The following is a 20,689-nucleotide window of genomic DNA, read 5'->3' on the forward strand; positions in this document are numbered from 1 at the left end:
CGGCATGGGTGAGTTGCGCAAGCCGTTCCTGCTGCTGGCCCTGCTCGCGGTGGCGCTCGTGGTGGGCGTGGAGCTGGGCGCGGCGGCGCTGACCGGCGGCGGCGACGCCAGCGGCGCGCTGCGGGGCAGCGCCGGGCAGCTCGGCGTCGAGCTGGGCGACGTCGGCGCGGTGTCCGAGCCGTCCGGGCGCGGCATCGGCTACCTGGCGCTGATCGACGTGGTGGCGCTCTGGACGACCGGTCTGTTCTGCCTGAGCCTGGTGCTGCCGGACCGCGTGCAGGGCCGGGTGCAGGGCGTGGCCACGCTCGTCTTCTCGATCGTGCTGCTGCTGGTGTCGCTGGTTCTGCTGGTCGTCGCGTTCGTCGAGCTGACGGTGATGGTGTCGCTGTTCCTGGCGCCGCCGTTCGGCACGCTGGCCTACCTGGCGGTCTGGGGGTTCTTCCCGGTCGACGACGCGGCGGCGCTGCTCGGGCTGGCGCTGCTGCTCAAACTGGTCTGGGCCGGGCTGCTGCTCGCCGCCCAGCCCCGGTTCCTGCGCAACAAGGGCCTCGTCGCGCTGGCGCTGACCACGCTGCTGTGCACAGTGGTGCTGCAGTTCCTGCACGGCCTGGTGCCGGTGATCCTGGTCAGCATCCTGGACGACCTGGGCGCCGTGGTGTTCGCCGTGGTGGCGCTGATCTGGGCGCTGGTGCTGCTGATCGGGTCGATCCCGGCGATCGTCAAGGCGGTCCGGACCACCGCCACCACGTCCGGCCGTACGGTCACGTGACCGCGCGGCCGGTCAGGCGATCGCGGCCGAGGCGGCGGCGACGAACTGTTCCGCCGCCCGAGCCGGGGTGGCCCGGCCGGACTGGGCGTTCTCGGCGGCCTTGACCAGCTCGGACCTCACCGTGCGGTGTCCCTTGAGCGGGGGCCGCGGGCCGTCGCCGAACGTCTTCGCCAGCTCGGATCCGAACCGGATGGACCGCTTCACGGCCGGGTCGGTGACCGTCTCGCCGAGCTTGGCGCGCAGGTCGACGTTGGGCGGCAGGCCACGGTCGGTGCCGAGCAGCACCACCGCTTCGGGATCGTTGAGCATGAAGTTGATGACGTCGACCGCGGCGTCCTTCTTCCCGCTGCGCCTGTGCACCGACCAGTACGTCTCGGCGCGGGCCCACTGTGCGCTCGGGTCACCCGGGTACGCCACCACGCCCAGCTCGTCAGTGGTGCTCTTCTGCAGGTCCGGCATCTGCCCGGCCCAGACCCAGGATGTGGCCGCCCTGCCGGTGACCACCAGCTGCCTGGTGACGTCGCCGGTGTTTCCCTGGCGGATGACGTCCGGCGTCGGCGTCGCCCTCCGGTCGCGGGCGCCGGACCACAGCTCGAACCACCGCGTCACGTCCTCGACGGTGAAGCCGAGGCCCTTGTCCTGGTACAGATCCTTGCCCTGCTGGCGCAGCCACACCCAGAGCGCCTTGTCGTCGGCGCTCGGATCCTGGGTACCCGGGACCTCGGTCTTCCTCGTCACCTGCTCGGCCCAGGCGATGTGCTGCTCCCACGTCATGCCGGTGGTCGGCTCGGGCAGCCCGTGCCGGGTCAGCAGCGTCCTGTTGTAGACCAGGCCCTGGGTGTTCTCCCCGGCGGGCACGCCGACGAATTCCCCGTCCACGTAGCCGTACCGCCAGAGGCTGTCGTGCATCGGGCGGGTCTCCAGCTTGCGCGCCCCCTGGTAGTAGAGCAGCCCGGCGAGCGTCCGCCGCGCCGCGTACTCGGCCAGGTGGTCGTCGTCGATCTGGAAGATGTCCGGCGCCTTGTCGCCGGCGGTGAGCTCGGCCAGCCTGTCGAAGTAGCCCTGGTCGGTCTGCCAGGTCTTCGTGAAGGTCACGTTCGGGTGCTTCCTGGTGTAGAGGGCCAGCACCTCCTCGGTCAGCCTGGCCCGCGCTTCGGTGCCCGACCAGAAGACGGAGAGCTCGACCGGGGCGTCCGGGTCGACGGGCGCGTCCTCGTCGTCGCCGCAGGCCGCGGCGCCCGTCATCGGCGCTGCGGCCGCGCCGGCCAGCAGGCCACGCAGCAGCAGCCGCCGGGACAGAGGACTGGACAGCGACACGCCGTCGGCGTGCCTGGCAAGAGCGCGGATCAGATCCTCCTCGGCCGCCGGGTCCCCGTGTCGGCTACGAAGATACGGTCGTCGCGCCACCGGATCCACCACACGGCGGTCAGGTGGCCGCCCCGCCTGCGGCGAGCGTGGCCAGGCGCGGCAGTTGCGCCGGATCGGTGAGCGCCGACCCGACCGCCACCACGCGCGCCCCGGCGGCGAGGAAGTCACCCGCGTTGCCGGCGTCGACACCGCCGGTGGCCACGAACCGGGCCTCCGGCAGCGGCCCGGCCACCGCCCGGAACCACGCCGGGCCGAGGCTGACCGCCGGGAACGCCTTGAGCCACACCAGGCCGTGGTCGAGCGCCCGCTGCGCCTCGGTCGGGGTGGCCACGCCGGGCAGGTGCGGCACGCCGAGACCGGCCGCCGCGTCGGCCACCGCCAGGTCCAGGCCCGGCGCCACCGTGAACGCCGCCCCGGCGGCCACCGCGTCGTGGACCTGCGCCGGGGTACGCACGGTGCCCGCGCCGACGATCCGGTCCCGCCGCCGCCCGGCCGTCACGGCGGCGCGCAGCGCCGGCACCGCCTCCGGGGTACGGATGGGCACCTCCACCACAGCGATGCCGAGATCCCAGGCCAGTTCCGCCAGCCGGACCGTCTCCTCCGGCGGCAGGTCACGCAGGATCACCATCACCCGCGCGTCGCCGAACAGGGCCTCGAAGGCGTGCCCGCTCATCTTCCGCTCCCTTCCGTCACCGCTCGGTCCACGCCTCGTCCGGCAGCGCCAGCGCCCGCGCGATCGTCTCCCGGTCCGGCGGTGGCGCGGTGTCGCCCGCAACGGCAAGCACCGGCGCGGCGGTCAGGTGACCCAGCCGCAGGCAGGCTCGCAGGTCGAGACCGCGCAGCAGCCCGGAGAGGAACCCGGCGGCGAACGCGTCCCCGGCGCCGACCGGCTCCACCACGTCCACCGGCAACGCCGGCACGACCACCGCCGGCCCGGTACGCGGCAACGCCGTCGCGCCGACCGGCCCGTCCTTGACCACCACCAGCTCCGGGCCGGGCAGCAGCGCGCGGACCGCCACCGGATCGTCCACCGACCAGAGCACTGCCGCCTCGTCCAGCCCGACCAGCACCACGTCGGCGCGGTCGGCCAGGCCACGCAGGACCGGGCCGGCCCGGTCGGCGGGCCAGAGCGCCGGCCGGTGGTTCACGTCGAAGCTGACCCGGGCTCCCGGCAGCACGCGCCCGGCCAGCGCCGATGTCAGCAGGTCACGGCAGGTGCCGGAGAGCGCTGCGGTGATCCCGGACAGGTGCAGCAGCCGCGCCCCGGCGAGCCCGGGATGCGCCAGGTCGGCCGGGCCGAGGCGGCTCGCGGCCGACCCGGCCCGGTGGTAGTGCACGAGGGTGCGGTCCGGCCCCGGATCCTTCAGGTAGACCCCGGTCGGCGCGTCCGGATCGACGGTGGCCAGTGAGACGTCCACGCCCGCGGCTGCGACCTCGGCCACCACCCGCCGGCCGAACGGGTCGTCACCGACCCGGCTGACCCACGCCGCGCGGTGCCCGAGCCGGGCCAGCCCGGCCGCCACGTTGGACTCCGCGCCGCCCACGCCGACCGCCAGCCGCGCGGCGTGCTCCAGCCGCCCGCCGTCATCAGGGGCGAGCACCACCATCGTCTCGCCCACGCAGACCACCTCCGGCCCGCTCCCGGCGCCGCCTCGGCCCTCGGCAGCGGTAGCGCCTCGGCCCGCCACAGCGGCACCGGGGGCAGGCGGCTCGCTCACCGGAGGACCGTCGCGTCCAGCCGGGCCGCCACGTCGGCCGGGTCGAGGTGGCCGTCGGCGACCAGCACCCGGTGCCGGTTGTGCCGGGGCTGCCCGGCGGCGACCACGGCCGGGGTGTCGAACGCGTACGCGACGCAGACGCCCGGGTACATGGCGCTGCGCGCGAACCACCTGTCGCCCGGCCCCAGACCGGTGAACACCAGCGTGTACGCGCCGCCACCCGGTGCCGTGGCGGTCAGCGCCAGCCAGGGCGCGGCCGAGCCGTTCACCGCCTCCTCGCCTGCCGCGTCGGCGGTCCGCACCAGCGGTTCCCCGTCGGCCACCGCCCGCCAGAAGAAGCCGCCGTACCCGGCACCGCCCGGCCGGCCGTTCGTGGCCGGGCTGCCCAGGTGCACGCCGGCGCCGGTGGCGGCGGTGAGCGTGGCGGACAGGTGCAGCCACCAGGCGTCCTCCCCGGCGGGGGTGGCGGTGATCCGCCGGTGTTCGCGCAGCAGCACCCGGCCGTGCCGGTCCCGCCATTCCAGGTCGTGGTCGAGCCGGTCGGCGGCGCGCTCCCGCCAGCCGGTGTGCGCGATGACGCCGTGGTCGTCGCGCCAGGTGTAGCCGCTGCCGCGCACGTACGTCCGGCCGCCCCACAGGTTGACGCCGTCCACGTCCTGCACGGCCAGCGACGCGCCGAGGTGCCAGACGTGGTCGGCCGGGAGCGCGTCGGTCACCGGGGTGCCGGCCCGGGTCCGTATCGGATGCAGGTAGGGCCGGGGCCCGTGGCGCGGGTCCAGGTCGGGCCGGAGCACGTACCGGGCCACCTCGGCACCGCCCACGACCAGCCGGGGTTCGGCGGTCACGACGGCACCACCGGGCGGCGGGCATCCAGCGCGTGCAGCGCGGCGAGGGCGTAGCCGCCGAGGATCGGCACCGCGACCGGCGTGACCAGCACGGCCAGCACCAGGGCGAGGGCGCAGACGCCGGAGGCGGCGGCCCACACGCCGGGGCGCTCCGGGCAGGAACGCGCCACCTGGCGGGCGGCGGTCCGCCAGCCCCGGCCGCCGGTGCGCCCGACCGCGACGGCGACCAGGCCCGCGTACCCGAGCAGGACCGCCACCGCGACGGTGGTGAGCGCGAGCGCGGGCCGGCCGCCGGGCACCCGGCCGGTGGCGAGCGCGACCAGGTCGGCGGCGAGCAGCGCGGCGGCGGCGAGCGCGACGGCGCTGGCCGCGAGCCCGGCGGGCAGCGCGCGGCCGAACCGGGTGAGGCTGGTCCGCGCGTCGGGCCAGGCGCCGGTGACCGACCTGTCGTGCAGCGCGGCGCTGGCGGTGGCGAGCGCCGGGGCGAGCGTGAGCACCGGCAGCGCGGCGAGCGCCACGGCGAAGCCGAGCAGCGCCAGGTCGGTCGCCTCGCGCAGCGTGTCCCGCCAGTCGGCGCGGGCCGGCACGGTGTCGGGATGGGCGGGCAGGGCGTCGGTGGCGGCGGGCACGGCGGTCATCCCTTCAGCCCGCTGGTGTTGATGCCCTCGACGAGCATCCGCTGGAAGGCCAGGAAGAACAGGAACACCGGCAGCAGCGACAGCACGGACATGGCGAACATGGGGCCGACGGCGCTCTGGCTGGTCGAGTCGATGAACAGGGTCAGCGCCACCGGGACTGTGTAGTCCTCCAGGCTGGACAGGAACACCAGCTGCCGGAAGAAGTCGTTCCAGGTCCAGATGAACGAGAAGATCGCCGTGGTGACCAGCGCCGGGCGGCTCAGCGGCAGGATGACGTGCCGGAACACGCCGTACGGGGACGCGCCGTCGATGGTGGCCGCCTCGTCCAGCTCGCGCGGGATGCCGCGCATGAACTGCACCATGAGGAAGACGAAGAACGCCTCGGTGGCCAGGAACTGCGGCACCAGCAGCGGCAGGTACGGCCAGTCGCCGCCGACCAGGCCGAGGCTGCGGAACAGGATGTACTGCGGCACGATCAGCACGTGCCCGGGCAGCAGCAGCGTTCCGATCATGACGGCGAACCACAGCTTGCGCAGCCGGAACCGCAGCCGGCCCAGGGCGTACGCGGCGAGCAGGCAGGACAGCGCGTTGCCGGCGACGGTGAGCCCGCTGACCAGTGCGCTGTTGAGGAAGAACCGGCCGAAGCTGATGTCGAAGTTGGTCCAGCCGTCGAGGTAGTTGCCGGGGGTGAGCCGTTCCGGCAGCAGGCCGACGTTGCTGGCGATCTCGGCCTGCGACTTGACCGAGGTGCCGAGCATCCAGAACAGCGGGTAGAGCACCACCGCGACGATCGCCACCAGCACGACCAGCCGCAGCACGCTCCGGCCGCCGCCCGGACGGCGGCGGGTCGTGGCGAGGGCCGTCATGAGTCGTCTCCGTCCGAGTAGTGCACCCAGAACCGGCCGGTGCTGAAGAAGACGGCGGTGACCAGGCCGATCGCCACCAGGAACACCCACGCCATCGCCGAGGCGTAGCCCATCTCCAGGTCGGTGAAGCCGGAGATGTAGAGCTTCAGCGTGTACATGAGGGTGGAGTCGACAGGGCCGCCGGTGCCGTTGCTGAGCACGAACGCGGCGGTGAAGCCCTGGAAGCCGTTGATCGTCTCCAGCACCAGGTTGAAGAAGATCACCGGGGAGAGCATGGGCAGCGTGACCGCGCGGAAGCGCCGCCACGCCCCGGCGCCGTCGACGGCCGCCGCCTCGTACAGCTCGGTGGGCACCTGCTTGAGCCCGGCCAGGAAGATCACCATGGGTGCGCCGAACTGCCAGATCGCCAGCACCATCAGCGTCTCCAGCGCCCAGTCCGGGTCGGCGACCCAGGGCAGCCCCTCGACGCCGAACAGGGCGAGGAACGAGTTGAACGCGCCGTCCCGGTTGAACATGTTTACCCAGACGATCGCCAGCGCGACGCTGCCGCCGAGCAGCGACGGCAGGTAGAACAGGCTGCGGAACAGCCCGACGCCGCGCCAGGCGCGGTTGAGCAGCAGCGCCACACCGAGCGCGGCGGCCAGCTTCAGCGGCACCGCGATCAGCGCGAACGTCAGCGTGACCCGCACCGCGTGCCAGTACGACGGGTCGGCGGTGAACATCCGCTCGTAGTTGGCCAGCCCCACCCACCGCACCTCGGACAGCGGGGTGAGGATGTCGTAGTCGGTGAAGCTCAGCCAGAGCGAGAGCAACATGGGGATCGCCGTGACGCCCATCAGTCCGATGAGCCAGGGCGAGAGGAAGACGTACCCCGCCAGACCCTCGCCGAGCCGGGCCCGGCCGGCCCCGCGCCGCGTGGGGCGGGGGCCGGCCGGTCCGGTACGCGGGGTCCGGCCGGGCACCGTGGTGAGAGCCACGGGACCGGTCCTTTCGTGGGGTCAGGCGATCGCGGCTTTGCAGGCGGTGACGAACTGCTCGGCCGCCTGGGCCGGGGTGGCACGGCCGTACTGGGCGTTCTCGGCGGCCTTCGTCAGCTCGGACTTGACCTTGCTGTGGCCCTTGATCGGCACCTGCGGCGAGGCGCCGAACTTCTGCGCCAGCTCGGACTCGACCTGGATGGACTGCTTCATGGCCGGGTCGGTGGTGGTCTCGCTGACCTTGGCCCGCAGGTCCATGTTGGACGGCAGGCCACGGTCGGTGCCGAGCAGCGCCACCGCCTCCGGGTCGTTGTTCAGAAAGTTGATCACGTCGACGGCGACGTCCTTGTGCTTGCTGCCCTTGAACACCGACCAGTACATCGAGGCCCGCGCCCACTGGGCGCTCGGGTCACCCGGGTACGCGATCACGCCCAGCTCGTCCTTGGTGTTCTTCTTCAGGTCCGGCATCTGGTTGGCCCAGACCCAGGAGGTGGCCGCCTTGCCGGTGACCACTAGTTGCTTGGTGATGTCGGTGGCGTTGCCCTCGTGGATGACGTCCGGCGTCGGGGTGGCGCCCCGGTCCCGCGCGCCCTTCCACAGCTCGAACCACTTCGTCACGTCCTCGACGGTGAAGCCGAGCTCCTTGCCCTTGTACAGGTCCTTGCCCTGCTGACGCAGCCACACCCAGAGCGCCTTGTAGTCGGCGCTCGGGTCCTGGGTGCCGGGCACCTTCGTCTTCTTCGCCACCTGCTCGGCCCAGGCGATGTGCTCCTCCCAGGTCATCCCGGTGGTCGGCTCGGGCAGCCCGTTCTTGGTCAGCAGCGTCTTGTTGTAGACCAGGCCCTGGGTGTTCTCCCCGGCGGCCACCCCGGCGAGCTTGCCGTCGACCACGCCGTACTCCAGCAGGCTCTTGGGGAACTTCGACACGTCGAGCTTGCCGGAGTCGCGGTAGCTGCCCAGGTCGAGCGTGGTGCTGCGGCCGGCGTACTCGGCCAGGTAGTTGTCGTCGATCTGGAACAGGTCGGGCGGGTTGCCGCCGGCGGTCAGCGTGGCGAGCTTGTCGAAGTAGCCCTGGTTGGCCTGCCAGGTCTTCTCGAACGTCACGTCCGGGTGCTTCTTGGTGTAGAGGGCCAGGGCGTCCTCGGTGAGCTTGGCCCGGGCCTCGCCGCCCCACCAGAAGACGGAGAGTTTGACCGGGCCGCCGTCGCCGCCGGCGGAGTCGTCGCCGCAGCCGGCCGCGCCCAGGGCGAGGGGCACGGCGAGCGCGACGGCGGCCAGGCCGCGCACGAGTCGGCGTCGGGTCAGAGGGGTACGGTGATCCCGCCCGGCGGGTACGCCGGCGGTGGGGGACGTTGCGGGGTGCATCTGCGCTCACTCCTCGGCTTTGGGAGGCGACGACGTCACCGGCGGCCGTCCACGGGCCGCCCGGGTCCGCAGTGCTGTGCGGGCCCGGGCCACCTGTTCAGGCTCCGGTGCCGTCCCGGCCGGGCGCGGGGACGGGCCCGGTCGAGTCGCGGACGACCAGTTCGGTCTGGAGCATTACCTGTGCGGTGGTGCGACGGTCGCCGGCCGCCGGGCCCCGGCCCCGGGCGCCGCGTGGCGCGTCGGAGTCGAGTTGCAGCAGCATGTCGACGGCCGTCCGGCCGGCGGCCGCGGTCGGCGTGGCCACCGTCGTCAACTTGGGGCGGGTGAGCCGGCTCAGCGCGATGTCGTCGACGCCGACGACGCTCACGTCGTGCGGCACCCGCGCCCCGATCGCGTCCAGCCCTTCGATCAGGCCGATCGCCATCAGGTCGTTGTAGGCGAGCACGGCGGTGACGCCGCTGCGGCGTACCTGTTCGGCCAGGGCGCCGCCGCCGGTCTCGGTGGGCTGGTTGGGTCCGAGAATGGTCAGTTCCGCTCCCCCGCCCCGGGCGGCGGCGGTCGCGGCGCGGCGCATCTCCCGGGCGGTCCAGGAGCCGCGCGGGCCGCCGAGCAGCGCGATCCGGCGGTGGCCGAGCCCGAGCAGGTGCTCGATCGCGGCCCGGGCGCCCTGCCCGACGTCCATCATCACGCAGGGCAGGCCGGCGACCTGGCGGTTTATCACCACCACCGGGACCTCGCGGCTGACCTGCTCGATCAGGCTGTTGCTCATCCGAGGGCTGCACAGCAGCACGCCGTCGACCTGCTTGGCCAGGGCGTGGACCAGGTCCTCCTCGGCGACCGGGTCCTCGTTGGTGTCGGCCACGAAGACGTGGTAGTCGCGGTGCCGGGCCTGCCCCTCCGCCGCCTTGATCAGCGGCGGGAAGAACGGGTTGGCGATGTCGGCCACGATCAGGCCGATGTTGTGCGTACGGCCGGTGATGAGGGCCCGGGCGGCCCGGTTGGGCCGGTAGCCGAGGTCCTCCGCGCAGGCCAGCACCCGGACCCGGGTCTCCGGGTTGACCAGGTGCGGGGCCGAGAACGTCCGGGACACGGTGGAGATGTGCACACCGGAGGCGCGGGCGACGTCCCGGATGGTGGCTGGCACGGCGGGCTCCCTCGTCCGATGTGGTGGGCGTCACGGGTGCCGCCCATTAATGCAAACGGTTGCGCCCGTGTCAACGGTCCATTGTTGCGGCTCGATTTCGCCGGCGTTCCCATCGCACGCATGAATGCTGATCAATGCGGATGGATAGGGCGGCTTGGCCGGCAACCGTTGACGACGTATCCATCGTCGTGGTTTCTTCGGCTGCAAACCTTTGCAGCCGACTGCCGGGGAGGCCGACGTCATGTCACCACCGGCCCGGGAACGGGTCCGCCACGCCCTGGTGGGTGCCGGAGCGCGCGCCGAGATGTTCGTCCGCGCCCTCGCGCTCGACCACGCCGACACCGCCGAGCTGGTCGCGCTCGCCGACGTCAACCAGACGAGGATGGACGCGCACAACCGCTGGCTGGCCGAGCTGGGCCACCCGCCGGTGCCCACGTACGCCGCCGCCGACTTCACCGCCATGCTCGCGACGGAACGCGTCGACGTGGCGCTGGTGACCAGCGTGGACGCCACCCACGACGAGTACGTGACGGCGGCGCTACGGGCCGGTTGCGACGTGGTCGTGGAGAAGCCCATGACCGTCGACGCGGACCGGTGCCGCCGCATCCTCGACGCGGTCGCCGAGACCGGCCGGCGCGTCACAGTCGCGTTCAACTACCGCTACAACCCGCTGCACGAGCAGGTCCGGCGGCTGCTCGCCGACGGCGCGGTGGGCGAGATCGGATCGGTGCACTTCGAGTGGCTGCTCGACGTGCGCCACGGCGCCGACTACTTCCGCCGCTGGCACCGCGACAAGTCCGTCTCCGGCGGGCTGCTCGTGCACAAGTCCGGCCACCACTTCGACCTGGTCAACTGGTGGCTCGACGCCCGCCCGGTCGAGGTGCACGCGTACGGCAGGTTGTTCTTCTACGGCGCCCACGGCCGCCGGCACGGCTATGCCCGCGACTACGACCGGGCACACGGCTCCCCCGCCGCCGACGGCGACCCGTTCGCGCTGCGCCTCGCCGACCACCCGCGGCTGCGCGAGCTGTACCTCGACGCCGAGGCCGAGGACGGCTACCACCGCGACCGCAACGTCTTCGCCCCCGGCGTGACCATCGAGGACGACCTCGCCCTGCTGGCCCGCTACGACACCGGCGCGACGATGACCTACCACCTGACCGCGTACGCCCCCTGGGAGGGCTACCGGGTGATGGTCAACGGCAGCCGGGGCCGCCTCGAACTGGAGGTGACCGAGAGCGACCACGTCAGCCCGGCCGTCGCCGGCGCCCTGAAGGGCGCGGCCCTGCACGGCGACGAGGCGGCGGTGGAGCGGGGCGCGGCCCGGCTCACGCTGCGCCCGTTCTGGGCGCCGCCGCAGGAGATTCCGGTCGAGGGCTGGACCCGGCGCGGGCACGGCGGCGCGGACACCCGGATGACCCGGGTGCTGCTCGGCGGCGAACCCGACCCGCTCGGCCGGGCCGCCACCGCCCGCGACGGCGCACTGGCGCTGCTCACCGGCCTGGCCGCCAACCGCTCGCTGGAGACCGGCGTGCCCGTCCGGGTCGCCGACCTGCTCACCCTGCCCTGACCGAGGAGCCCGCCCCCGTGCCGATCATCTCCCCCAGCGATCTGCTGCTGCCCGCCGAGCCCGGCCTGCGCGCCCTGGCGCGCGAGCTGTACGCGCTCGCCGCCCAGCAGCCGATCATCTCCCCGCACGGGCACGTCGACCCCGGGCTGCTGGCCGAGGACCAGCCGTTCCCCGACCCGGCCCGGCTGCTGATCGTGCCCGACCACTACCTGACCAGGATGCTGCTCAGCCAGGGCGTACCCCCGGCCGACCTGGGCGTGCCGAGCGTCGACGGCAGCCCGGTGGAGACCGACGGGCGGACCGTCTGGCGGCGCTTCGCCGCGCACTGGCACCTGTTCCGCGGCACCCCGTCACGGCTGTGGCTGGAGCAGACGTTCCGGAACGTGTTCGGCGTCGACACGCCGCTGGGCCCGGCCACCGCCGACGACGTCTACGACGCGCTCGCCGCCCGGCTGGCCGAACCGGGGTTCCGGCCCCGGGCGCTGTTCGAACGCTTCGGCATCGAGGTGCTCGCCACCACCGAGTCGCCGCTGGACGACCTGGGCCGGCACGCCAAGCTCGCCGCCGACGGCTGGGGCGGGCCGGGCGGGCGGGTGGTCACCACGTTCCGCCCCGACGACGTGGTGGACATGGAGTTCGGCAACTGGGCGGCAAACGTGGACCGGCTCGCCGAGGTCTCCGGCGAGGACACCGGCACGTACGCCGGATACCTGGCCGCGCTGCGGGCCCGGCGGGAGGCGTTCGCCGCCGCCGGCGCCACCTCGTCCGACCACGGGCACCCCACCGCCCGTACCCTCGATCTCAGTCCGGCGCAGGCCGCCGCGCTCTACGACAGGGGCCGGCGCGGCCTGGCCGACACGCGCGACGCCGAGGCGTTCCGGGCGCACATGCTGCTGGAGTTCGCCCGGATGTCGCTCGACGACGGCCTGGTCATGCAGCTGCACCCCGGCGCGGTCCGCAACCACAACCGGTGGCTGCACGCCCGGCACGGCCGCGACGTCGGCGGGGACGTGCCGCAGGCCACCGAGTACGTGCACGCCCTCGCCCCGCTGCTGGACGCGCACGGCAACGACCCCCGGCTCACGGTGGTGCTCTACACGCTCGACGAGGACACGTTCACCAGGGAACTCGCGCCGCTCGCGGGCGGGTACGCGGCGTTGCGCCTCGGCGCGCCCTGGTGGTTCCTGGACTCCCCCGAGGTGCTGCGCCGGTTCCGGGAGGCGGTCACCGAGACGGCCGGCTTCTACAACACCGCCGGGTTCGTCGACGACACCCGCGCGTTCTGCTCCATCCCGGTACGCCACGACGTGGCCCGCCGGGTCGACGCCGGATTCCTGGCCCGCCTCGTCGCCGAGCACCGCCTGACCGGGGACGAGGCCGCCGAGACCATCGTCGACCTGGCGTACCGGCTGCCCAAGCAGGTCTTCAAGTTCGGAGGTGGACCCGCATGACCACAATCGTCGACGTCGAGGTGCACGACGTGCGCTTCCCCACCGCCGCCAGCGGCGACGGCTCGGACGCGATAAACCGGGGCGACTACTCGGCCACGTACGTGGAGCTGACCACCGACGGCGGCCCGACCGGCACCGGGTTCACGTTCACCAACGGGCGGGGCAACGAGATCACCTGCGCGGCGGTCCGCGCGCTCGCCCACCACGTGCGGGGACGCACCGTCGCCGAGATCGCCGCCGAACCGGTCGCGTTCTGGCGCTCCCTGGCCGCCGACGTGCAACTGCGCTGGCTCGGCCCGGAGAAGGGCGTCATCCACATGGCCACCGGCGCGCTCGTCAACGCGGTCTGGGACCTGCGCGCCAAGCTGGCCGGCAAGCCGATGTGGCGGTTCCTCGCCGAGATGCCCACCGACGAGCTGGTGGCGACAGTCGACTTCCACCACATCACCGACGCGCTCACCCCCGACGAGGCGGCGGCCATCCTCGACAAGGGACGCGACGGCCTGGCCGACCGGCTCGCCGGGCTGGAACGCGACGGGTTCCCCTCGTACACCACCTCGGTCGGCTGGCTCGGCTACCCGGACGAGCGGGTGCGCGCGCTGACCCGCGACGCGTACGCCGCGGGGTGGCGCGCGATGAAGATGAAGGTCGGCGGGCGGATCGAGGACGACCTGCGGCGGGCCCGGATCATCCGGTCCGAGATCGGCCCGGACGCGCTGCTGATGATGGACGCCAACCAGGTGTGGGACGTGGACGAGGCGATCGCCGCGATGGGCGTGCTCGCCACTGTCGACCCGTACTGGATCGAGGAGCCCACGCACGCCGACGACGTGCTCGGGCACGCCCGGATCGCCCGCGCGGTCACCGAGCTGACCGGCGGACGCTGCCGGGTCGCCACCGGCGAGGTCGCCGCCAACAAGGTGATCTTCAAGCAGCTGCTCCAGGCCGAGGCGATCGGCGTGATGCAGGTCGACGCCTGCCGCGTCGGCGGCGTGGACGAGGTGCTCGCCGAACTGCTGCTGGCGGCGAAGTTCGGCGTGCCGGTCTGCCCGCACGCGGGCGGTGTGGGCCTGTGCGAGTACGTGCAGCACCTCGCGATCTTCGACCACCTGCGGGTCGGCACGAGCCTGGACGGCCGCATGGTCGAGTACGTCGACCACCTGCACGAGCACTTCACCGACCCGGTCCGCACCCGGGGCGGCCGCTACCTGCTGCCCACCGAGCCCGGCTACAGCTCCACCATGCGCCAGGAGTCGATCGCGCGGTTCCGCTTCCCGGACGGCCCGGCATGGCGCTGACCCCCGGCCGGCTCGGCCTGGCCACGCTGCGCCACCTGCCGCCGGAGTCCCGGCCGCTGCTGCGCCCCGGCACCGTGCCCGCCGGCATCGTCCACCTCGGCGTCGGCGCCTTCCACCGCGCCCACCAGGCCGTGCACACCGAGGCGGCGGTCGGCGCGGCCGGCGGCGACTGGGGCATCGTCGGCGTCGCCCCGCGCAGCACCGACGTGGTCGACGCCCTCGCCGCGCAGGACTGCCTGTTCAGCGTCACCACGCTCGCCCCCGACGCCGCGGCGACCCGGGTGGTCGGCGCTCTCGCCGGGGTACGCCACGCCGCGAGCGACCCGGACGCGGTGTCCGGCCTGCTCGCCGACCCGGCGATCCGGGTGGTCACGCTGACGGTGACCGAGAAGGCGTACCGGCTCGACCCGGTGACCGCCGCGCTCACAGTGGACGCGGACCTGACCGCCGACCTCACCACCGGCCGTCCCCCGCGTACCGTGCCGGGTCTGCTGGTGCGCGGGCTGCTCGCCCGCGCCGCCGCCGACGCCGGGCCGATCGCGCTGGTGAGCTGCGACAACCTGCCCGCCAACGGGCGCCGGCTGCGCGGCCTGGTGGAGCAGTGCCTCGCGCTGGCCCGGGTGCCGGACGCGAGCGCCGAGCGGGTCCTGGCGGCAGTGACCTGCCCCGGCACCATGGTCGACCGGATCGTGCCGGCCAGCACCGACGAGACCCGGGACACCGCCCGGCGGGCGCTGGGCGTGACCGACCTGGCGGCGGTCGCCGCCGAACCGTGGTCGCAGTGGGTGATCGAGGACGACTTCCCCGGCGGGCGTCCGGCCTGGGAGCGGTCCGGCGCGATCCTCACCGACGACGCCGGCCCGTGGGAGCGGCTGAAACTGCGGGCGCTGAACGGCGTGCACTCGGCCATCGCGTACCTGGGCGCGCTGGCCGGCGCGGAGACGGTGGCCGAGGCGCTGGCGCTGCCGCACCTGGAGGCGGTGCTGCGGCGGCTGCTCGCCGAGGAGATCACGCCGAGCTTCACCCCGCCGCCCGGCGCCGACGTGACCGACTACGGCGAGCAGGTGCTCGCCCGCTTCGCCAACCCCGCGATCCGGCACCGGACGACGCAGGTCGCCATGGACGGCTCGCAGAAGCTGCCGCAGCGGGTGCTGCACACAGTCGCCGACCTGCGGGCGGCCGGCCGGTCGGCGCGGTGGAGCGCGCTCGTGGTGGCCGCCTGGCTGCGGTTCCTGCTCGGGTACGCCGACGACGGCCGGCCGCTGCCGCTGGACGACCCGCTCGCCGACCGGCTGCGTGCCGCGCTGGCCGCCGGAGCGCACACTCCGGCCGGGGTGGTCGACGCGGTCTTCGCGCTGCGCGAGGTGTTCCCGGCCGACCTGGCCGACGACGACGAGTTCCGTGCCGAGGTGACCGGCTGGCTCACCGCCCTGGAACGTCACGGCGTCCGGGCCACCCTGGCGGACGCCCGGTGACCGGCGGCATGCCGGGTGGGCGGCGACCCGCCGAGGGCACCCGGTGAACGGCGGCGGGCCGCCGCGCGTGGCACTGGTCGGGGCGAACGGGCACGGCCGCTGGCACCGCCGGACCATCGGGGAGCTGCACGCCGCCGGGCGGGCGCGGCTGGTCGCACTCGTCGACGTGCGCCCGCTGGAGGCCGAACCGGACGCGCCGGTCCCGCCGGAGACCGGCGTGTTCACCGACCACCGGGACATGCTCGCCGAATCCCACCCTGACGTGGTGGTGGTCTGCACGCCGCCACACACCCACCTGCCGATCGCGCTCGACGTGCTCGCCGCCGGGGCGGACCTGCTGCTGGAGAAGCCGCCGGTGCTCGACCTCGCCGGACACCGTGCGCTCCGCGCCGCCGCGGGTGCCGCCGGCCGGGCCGTGCAGGTCAACTTCCAGGCGCTCGGCTCGGCCGCGCTGACCGAACTGACCGGCGCGCTCGGGCGGCTCGGCCCGGTCACCGGCATCGCCACGCTCGCCGCCTGGCAGCGCCCGGACGCCTACTACGCCCGCTCCCCCTGGGCCGGACGGCGGTCGCTGGACGGCCGCCCGGCGCTGGACGGCGCGCTCGCCAACCCGCTCGCCCACGCGCTGATGCAGTGCCTCGCCGTCGCCGAATCGGTCACCGGCGCACCCGTCCGCAGGGCCCGGATCGAGGTGGAGCGCTACCGGGTCCGCCCGATCGAGGTGGACGACACCACCGTGCTGCGGCTGACCCCGCACGCCGGGCCGCCGGTGCTGGCCGCGCTCACCCTCGCCGCCGAGGAACACGTGGCCGGGGAGGTGCTGGTCACCGGCGAGCGCGGGCAAGCGGTGCTTGAGTACCCGACCGACCGGCTGCGGCTACCCGGCGACGACACGCTCCGCCCGGTGCCCGGCCGCCGGGGGCTGCTGGCGAACCTGCTCGACCACCGCGCGGACGGCACGCCGCTGATCGCGCCGCTGGCGCGTACCGAGCCGTTCACCGCGGTGCTGGACGCGCTGCGTGACGCGCCGCAACCGGCGCCGCTCGGCGGGGACCTGGTGCGCGAGGCGGGCGACGGCCCGCAGCGGGTGCTGATGGTGCGGGGTATCGGCGCGGTGCTGCGGGCGGCGGCGGAGACCGGCGCGCTGCCGTCCGAGGCGGGCGTGCCGTGGGCGGTCAAGCCGTACGTGGTGGACCTGCCGGTGCAGTGAATGTCCCTCGACAGATCGGACCGAGTCATGCATACCCGAACCGCAGTCGTCGCGGCGCTGACCGCCGCGCTCGTCCTCACCACCGCCGGCCCCGCGCCGGCCGCGCCCGGTGAGCCGTCCCGGGCTGCCGAGCTGATCGGCCGCCAGGCCCTCGCCGCGAACGACGGCTGGGCCGCCGCCGGCACCGGCACGACCGGCGGGTCGGCCGCCGCGCCGGACCGGGTACGCGTCGTGCGTACCCGCGCCGAGTTGGTCGCCGCGCTCGGCGGCGACAACGCCACGAACGCCGCCGACGCCACCGGAAAGATCGTGTACGTGGCCGGAACCGTCGACGGTTTCGAAGGACCGGACGGCACGCCGCTGGACTGCGCCGACCTGGCCGACCCGGAGTACTCGCTGCCCGCCTACCTGGCCGCGTACGACCCGGCGACCTGGGGCCGGGCGAACCCGAGCGGGCCGCTGGAGGCCGCCCGGGTGCGGTCGGTGGCCGCGCAGACCCGGCAGACCCAGATCAACGTCGGGCCGAACACCACTATCGTCGGGCTGCGCGGCGCCCGGCTCACCGGTCTGACGCTGATGATCGACCGCGCGGACAACGTGATCGTGCGCAACATCGAGTTCGCCGACGCCCGGGACTGCTTCCCGGCCTGGTCCCCCACCGACGGCGACACCGGCAACTGGAACTCCCAGTACGACCAGATCTCGGTGCGGCGCAGCGAGCACGTCTGGATCGACCACAACACCTTCACTGACGGCGACAACCCGGACAGCGCCCAGCCCGTCCACTTCGGCCGCCCCTACCAGGTGCACGACGGCTCGGTGGACGTCACGCACACGGCCAGCCTGGTCACCGTGTCCTGGAACCGGTTCACCGGCCGGGACAAGGTGATGCTGATCGGCTCGTCGAACACCGTCGGCCCGGACGTGGGCCGGCTCAACGTCACGGTGCGGCACAACCTGTTCGACGGCACGCTGCAACGGCTGCCCCGGGTACGGTTCGGCCAGGTCGACGTGCACAACAACCACTACCGGCTCGGCGGCCCCGGCTTCGCGTACGCCCTCGGCGTCGGCGTGCGGTCCGCGCTGTACGCGGAGAACAACTTCTTCACCCTCACCGGCGACACCACTCCGGCCGACCTGCTCTACGACTGGGGCGGTACCGCGCTGACCGAGCGGGGCACCTGGGTCCGGCAGGGTGACCGCCCGGCCCGGCCGGTGGACCTGCTCGCCGCGTACAACGCCGCCCACGATCCGGACCTCGGCGGCGACGCCGGGTGGACGCCCACGCTGCGCGCCGCCCGGCCGCTGCCGGCCCCGCTGGTCCCGCTCGTCGTCGACGCGTGGGCGGGCGCCGGGAGACTGCCGCTCTGACCTGCGCCCGAGCGCACCGATCGTCGTGGGCCGGCGTCCCCTCGGGGGTCGCCGGCCCACTGTCGTCGCCGCCTTCGCCGGGCCGCCGGCTGACACGCCGCCCTCGATGCGCGATGATCACCTTGACGGACACCGCCGCCGGGGGAATGAACCGGCGGCCACCGGGGACAACAGGGTGAGAATCAGGCGGTGACAGCGCGAGTGGGCGCCCAGGCCCGGGGACGGGCACGGGACGGAGGGCCGGACGTGACGGGTGGGACATCCGGGGACGTCGGCCCGGTCCTCACCATCGACCTGCCGGCCGACCCGGCCCGGCTCGCGGCCATCCGGGAACGGCTGCGCGGCTGGCTGCACGCGCACGGCGTCAGCGACTGGGATGTCGACACCGTGCTCATCGCCACCGGCGAGGCGTGCGCCAACGCCATCGAGCACGGCTACCGCTTCGCCGCCGAGGGCATCACCACGCTGCGGGCCGAGCTGCGCGGCGACCGGCTGGAGATCGAGGTACGCGACCGGGGCGGCTGGCGCGCGGCCGACGACGACACCGGCGACCGGGGACGCGGGCGGCTGATCATGGCACGGGTGATGGACGAGGCCACCATCGTCGGCACGCCGGAGGGCACCTGCGTACGCCTGGTCAAGCGCCTCACCGGCGACGTGAGCGGCCAGGCGGTCACCGGATCTAGCGAAGATCAGCTATAAGGGACGCATGGAGTTCCCCGCGTACCTCGCCACCATGCCGATGCACGCGATCACCGAGATCCACGGTGAGCCCGGCCTGCTGGCCCGGTTCCGGCTGGAGATCGAGGCGTTCGACGAGGCCGCCCGCGACCGGCTGACCGAGGCGCTCGACCTGGCCGCCGAGCTGCACCGCGACGACCGGCGGGTACGCGAGCCGTACCTCAACCACCTGCTGCGGGTGGCGATCCGGCTGATGCACCACTACCAGGTGCGGGACGTGGACGTGATCGTCGCCGGGCTGCTGCACGACGCGGTCGAGGACCACCCCGCCGAACTGGCCGGGCTCGATCCCGATCCGGGGGCGGACGCGACAGCCGCCGCGCTCGCCGCTCTGTCGGACCGGTTCGGCGCGCGGGTCGCCCGGCTGGTCGCGGCGGTCACCAACCCGGCGTACGACCCGGGACGGGACCGCGACGAGCAGTACCGGGAACACGTCGCGGCGAGCCTCGAACGGGAACCCTGGGCCCGGGTGATCAAGGTGTCCGACTTCACCGACAACGGGGTGGGCGTGATCCACACGGTCGGCCCGAAGGTGGCCCGCGCCGCCACCAAGTACCGCCCCCTGGTGCCGGTCTTCCGCGACCTGGTCGCCCGCCCGGACACGCCGCTGTCGGCGCCGGTCAAGCAGCACATCCTGGCCCAGCTCGACCTGGCCGAGGAGCGCTTCAGCGCCATCCTCGACCACCCCACCTGATCCCGTGCGTCCCACCCCCGCCAACTTCAGGTCCCCCTCCCCCAGCGGCGGTGATCAAGGAGTTTGTGTCGCGGCGGGCGCCCGATCCGGACACAAACCCCTTGATCACCGGGCGGTCCCGAGGGCGGGTGGGTGGGGTGGGGTCAGGCTGTGGGGGGTGGGGTGCCGACGTGGCCGTTGAGCGCCGCGGCGACGCAGGCGCGCAGGGCGGGCAGCCGGTCGGGGTGGTCGTGCAGCACCACCCGCAGCGTCTCGTGACCACCGGCGGCGACCGCGCCGAGGACGTCGAGCAGCGTGCCGAGCTGGGCGGGCGGCTCGTCGGCCAGCAGGTCCGCCGCGTCGGTCACGACCAGCGTCAGCGGACCGTCGTCGAGGCGGTCGGCGAGCGCGTCGGCGAGGGCGTCCCAGTTGCGGCCGTACCAGCCGGGCAGCGCCAGCGCCCCGGCCAGCGTCTCGTGCAGCCCGGCCCGGGTGCGGGCCTGCGCGCCGGGGACCGGCACGCCGTCCGGCTCGGGTGCGGCGTCGCCGTACACGAGCCAGGCCGGTGCCTGCGGGGACGCCGCGCCCATGGTTTCGTCCTTTCCCGACGGCGCCGGCCGGGCGCAGAGTGCCCGGCCGGCGCCGAGGCCGCTCAGAGCCGGTAGAAGTTGGCGTAGTGGTCGGGTGAGAACCAGGTCGCCCCGGTGCTCTTGTTGACCACGATCCGGTACGCGTCCCGGGAGGCGTTGCAGGCGCGCGGGTAGACGTCGTACTCGTAGTAGGTGGCGCCGGAGGGAAGCTGTCCCTCGTAGTTGTAGAACCGGCCGCCGGCGAAGTTGCACTGGCCGCCGCTCCACGAGTACCAGCCGCGGCTGGTCGGGAAGCTCTTGGCCGACCAGCCGGACCGCGCGGTGCGGGCGTCGGCGCAGCGGGACTGCGTGCAGGAGCCGTACACGGCGGCCACGGCGGGCTCGGCGAGGCGGGTGGAGACCGTGGACGGTGCGACGAGCGCGGCGGCGGCCACGGCGGTGACCAGGGCGGACGCGGCGAGGGCGCGGCGTACGCGGGTGACGGCGGCGCGGAACGGGGTCAAGGGATCCTCCTTGAACGAGACGGCTGTACATCGATCGACGTTGATGACCGATCGGCGCTCAGTCTGTCGGGGATCCTGCCCGCCGTACAGCCCCGATCCGGCGACGACGCCTCGAAT

General features: G+C 74.0%; 20 protein-coding genes. 9 read left to right on the forward strand and 11 right to left on the reverse strand.

What is annotated here, in order from left to right; all coding sequences use genetic code 11:
- The first annotated feature begins 4 nt into the window (after nt 1-4).
- Nucleotides 5-769: a hypothetical protein gene (locus tag AB0B20_RS24620; protein WP_357387828.1), complete on the forward strand. Its 765-nt coding sequence runs from the start codon at nt 5-7 to the stop codon at nt 767-769.
- Nucleotides 770-781: 12 nt separating this feature from the next.
- Here the strand turns inward: AB0B20_RS24620 and AB0B20_RS24625 are convergent, their stop codons facing one another.
- The 9 genes from AB0B20_RS24625 to AB0B20_RS24665 form a co-directional block, all read right to left on the reverse strand.
- Entirely contained in the window at nt 782-2,014 is a 1,233-nt protein-coding gene (locus AB0B20_RS24625; RefSeq protein WP_357473847.1) for an extracellular solute-binding protein, read from the reverse strand.
- A gap of 181 nt (nt 2,015-2,195) precedes the next feature.
- Complete coding sequence (locus AB0B20_RS24630) at nt 2,196-2,810, reverse strand: bifunctional 4-hydroxy-2-oxoglutarate aldolase/2-dehydro-3-deoxy-phosphogluconate aldolase (RefSeq protein WP_357387830.1); 615 nt, start codon at nt 2,808-2,810, stop codon at nt 2,196-2,198.
- Nucleotides 2,811-2,826: 16 nt separating this feature from the next.
- A complete protein-coding gene (locus tag AB0B20_RS24635) occupies nt 2,827-3,756 on the reverse strand; it encodes a sugar kinase (RefSeq protein ID WP_357473810.1) in 930 nt (309 codons plus the stop codon).
- A 95-nt stretch (nt 3,757-3,851) separates the two neighbouring features.
- Entirely contained in the window at nt 3,852-4,700 is an 849-nt protein-coding gene (locus AB0B20_RS24640) for a PmoA family protein (protein WP_357473813.1), read from the reverse strand.
- Entirely contained in the window at nt 4,697-5,338 is a 642-nt protein-coding gene (locus AB0B20_RS24645) for a hypothetical protein (RefSeq protein ID WP_357473816.1), read from the reverse strand. Before AB0B20_RS24645 ends, AB0B20_RS24640 begins: the two co-directional genes overlap by 4 nt.
- Nucleotides 5,335-6,204 (reverse strand): carbohydrate ABC transporter permease, encoded by an 870-nt coding sequence (locus AB0B20_RS24650; RefSeq protein WP_357473819.1) that lies wholly within the window; start codon nt 6,202-6,204, stop codon nt 5,335-5,337. Before AB0B20_RS24650 ends, AB0B20_RS24645 begins: the two co-directional genes overlap by 4 nt.
- Nucleotides 6,201-7,181: a sugar ABC transporter permease gene (locus AB0B20_RS24655; RefSeq protein ID WP_357383219.1), complete on the reverse strand. Its 981-nt coding sequence runs from the start codon at nt 7,179-7,181 to the stop codon at nt 6,201-6,203. The genes AB0B20_RS24650 and AB0B20_RS24655 overlap by 4 nt, the downstream gene beginning before the upstream one ends.
- 21 nt (nt 7,182-7,202) lie before the next feature.
- Nucleotides 7,203-8,546 carry an extracellular solute-binding protein gene (locus AB0B20_RS24660; RefSeq protein WP_357473822.1) on the reverse strand — a complete coding sequence of 448 codons (1,344 nt, stop codon included), beginning with the start codon at nt 8,544-8,546 and terminating at the stop codon, nt 7,203-7,205.
- Between the two features lie 97 nt (nt 8,547-8,643).
- Nucleotides 8,644-9,690 carry a LacI family DNA-binding transcriptional regulator gene (locus AB0B20_RS24665; protein WP_357383215.1) on the reverse strand — a complete coding sequence of 349 codons (1,047 nt, stop codon included), beginning with the start codon at nt 9,688-9,690 and terminating at the stop codon, nt 8,644-8,646.
- A gap of 241 nt (nt 9,691-9,931) precedes the next feature.
- On the opposite strand from AB0B20_RS24665, the gene AB0B20_RS24670 reads away from it, so the two are divergent.
- The 8 genes from AB0B20_RS24670 to AB0B20_RS24705 all read left to right on the forward strand — a co-directional run bounded on the left by AB0B20_RS24670 (nt 9,932) and on the right by AB0B20_RS24705 (nt 19,500).
- Complete coding sequence (locus tag AB0B20_RS24670) at nt 9,932-11,260, forward strand: Gfo/Idh/MocA family oxidoreductase (protein ID WP_357383213.1); 1,329 nt, start codon at nt 9,932-9,934, stop codon at nt 11,258-11,260.
- A gap of 17 nt (nt 11,261-11,277) precedes the next feature.
- Nucleotides 11,278-12,711 (forward strand): glucuronate isomerase, encoded by a 1,434-nt coding sequence (gene uxaC, locus AB0B20_RS24675; RefSeq protein ID WP_357383211.1) that lies wholly within the window; start codon nt 11,278-11,280, stop codon nt 12,709-12,711.
- On the forward strand, nt 12,708-14,009 hold the full coding sequence (locus tag AB0B20_RS24680; RefSeq protein WP_357383209.1) for an enolase C-terminal domain-like protein: 1,302 nt from the start codon (nt 12,708-12,710) through the stop codon (nt 14,007-14,009). Before uxaC ends, AB0B20_RS24680 begins: the two co-directional genes overlap by 4 nt.
- Nucleotides 14,000-15,484, forward strand: coding sequence for a mannitol dehydrogenase family protein (locus AB0B20_RS24685; protein WP_357383207.1), 1,485 nt, complete (start codon nt 14,000-14,002; stop codon nt 15,482-15,484). The genes AB0B20_RS24680 and AB0B20_RS24685 overlap by 10 nt, the downstream gene beginning before the upstream one ends.
- A 67-nt stretch (nt 15,485-15,551) precedes the next feature.
- On the forward strand, nt 15,552-16,694 hold the full coding sequence (locus AB0B20_RS24690) for a Gfo/Idh/MocA family oxidoreductase (protein ID WP_357383205.1): 1,143 nt from the start codon (nt 15,552-15,554) through the stop codon (nt 16,692-16,694).
- 27 nt (nt 16,695-16,721) lie between these two features.
- Nucleotides 16,722-18,065 carry a pectate lyase gene (locus AB0B20_RS24695; RefSeq protein WP_357473826.1) on the forward strand — a complete coding sequence of 448 codons (1,344 nt, stop codon included), beginning with the start codon at nt 16,722-16,724 and terminating at the stop codon, nt 18,063-18,065.
- A 246-nt stretch (nt 18,066-18,311) separates the two neighbouring features.
- Nucleotides 18,312-18,767 (forward strand): ATP-binding protein, encoded by a 456-nt coding sequence (locus AB0B20_RS24700; RefSeq protein WP_357473829.1) that lies wholly within the window; start codon nt 18,312-18,314, stop codon nt 18,765-18,767.
- 7 nt (nt 18,768-18,774) lie between these two features.
- Nucleotides 18,775-19,500 carry an HD domain-containing protein gene (locus tag AB0B20_RS24705; RefSeq protein WP_357473832.1) on the forward strand — a complete coding sequence of 242 codons (726 nt, stop codon included), beginning with the start codon at nt 18,775-18,777 and terminating at the stop codon, nt 19,498-19,500.
- Nucleotides 19,501-19,643: 143 nt separating this feature from the next.
- Here the strand turns inward: AB0B20_RS24705 and AB0B20_RS24710 are convergent, their stop codons facing one another.
- Entirely contained in the window at nt 19,644-20,069 is a 426-nt protein-coding gene (locus AB0B20_RS24710) for a barstar family protein (protein WP_357473835.1), read from the reverse strand.
- A gap of 62 nt (nt 20,070-20,131) precedes the next feature.
- Nucleotides 20,132-20,572, reverse strand: coding sequence for a ribonuclease domain-containing protein (locus AB0B20_RS24715; protein WP_357383194.1), 441 nt, complete (start codon nt 20,570-20,572; stop codon nt 20,132-20,134).
- Nucleotides 20,573-20,689 lie beyond the last annotated feature (117 nt).

This window comes from Micromonospora sp. NPDC049151, assembly GCF_040648395.1.
Taxonomy (GTDB): Bacteria; Actinomycetota; Actinomycetes; order Mycobacteriales; family Micromonosporaceae; genus Micromonospora.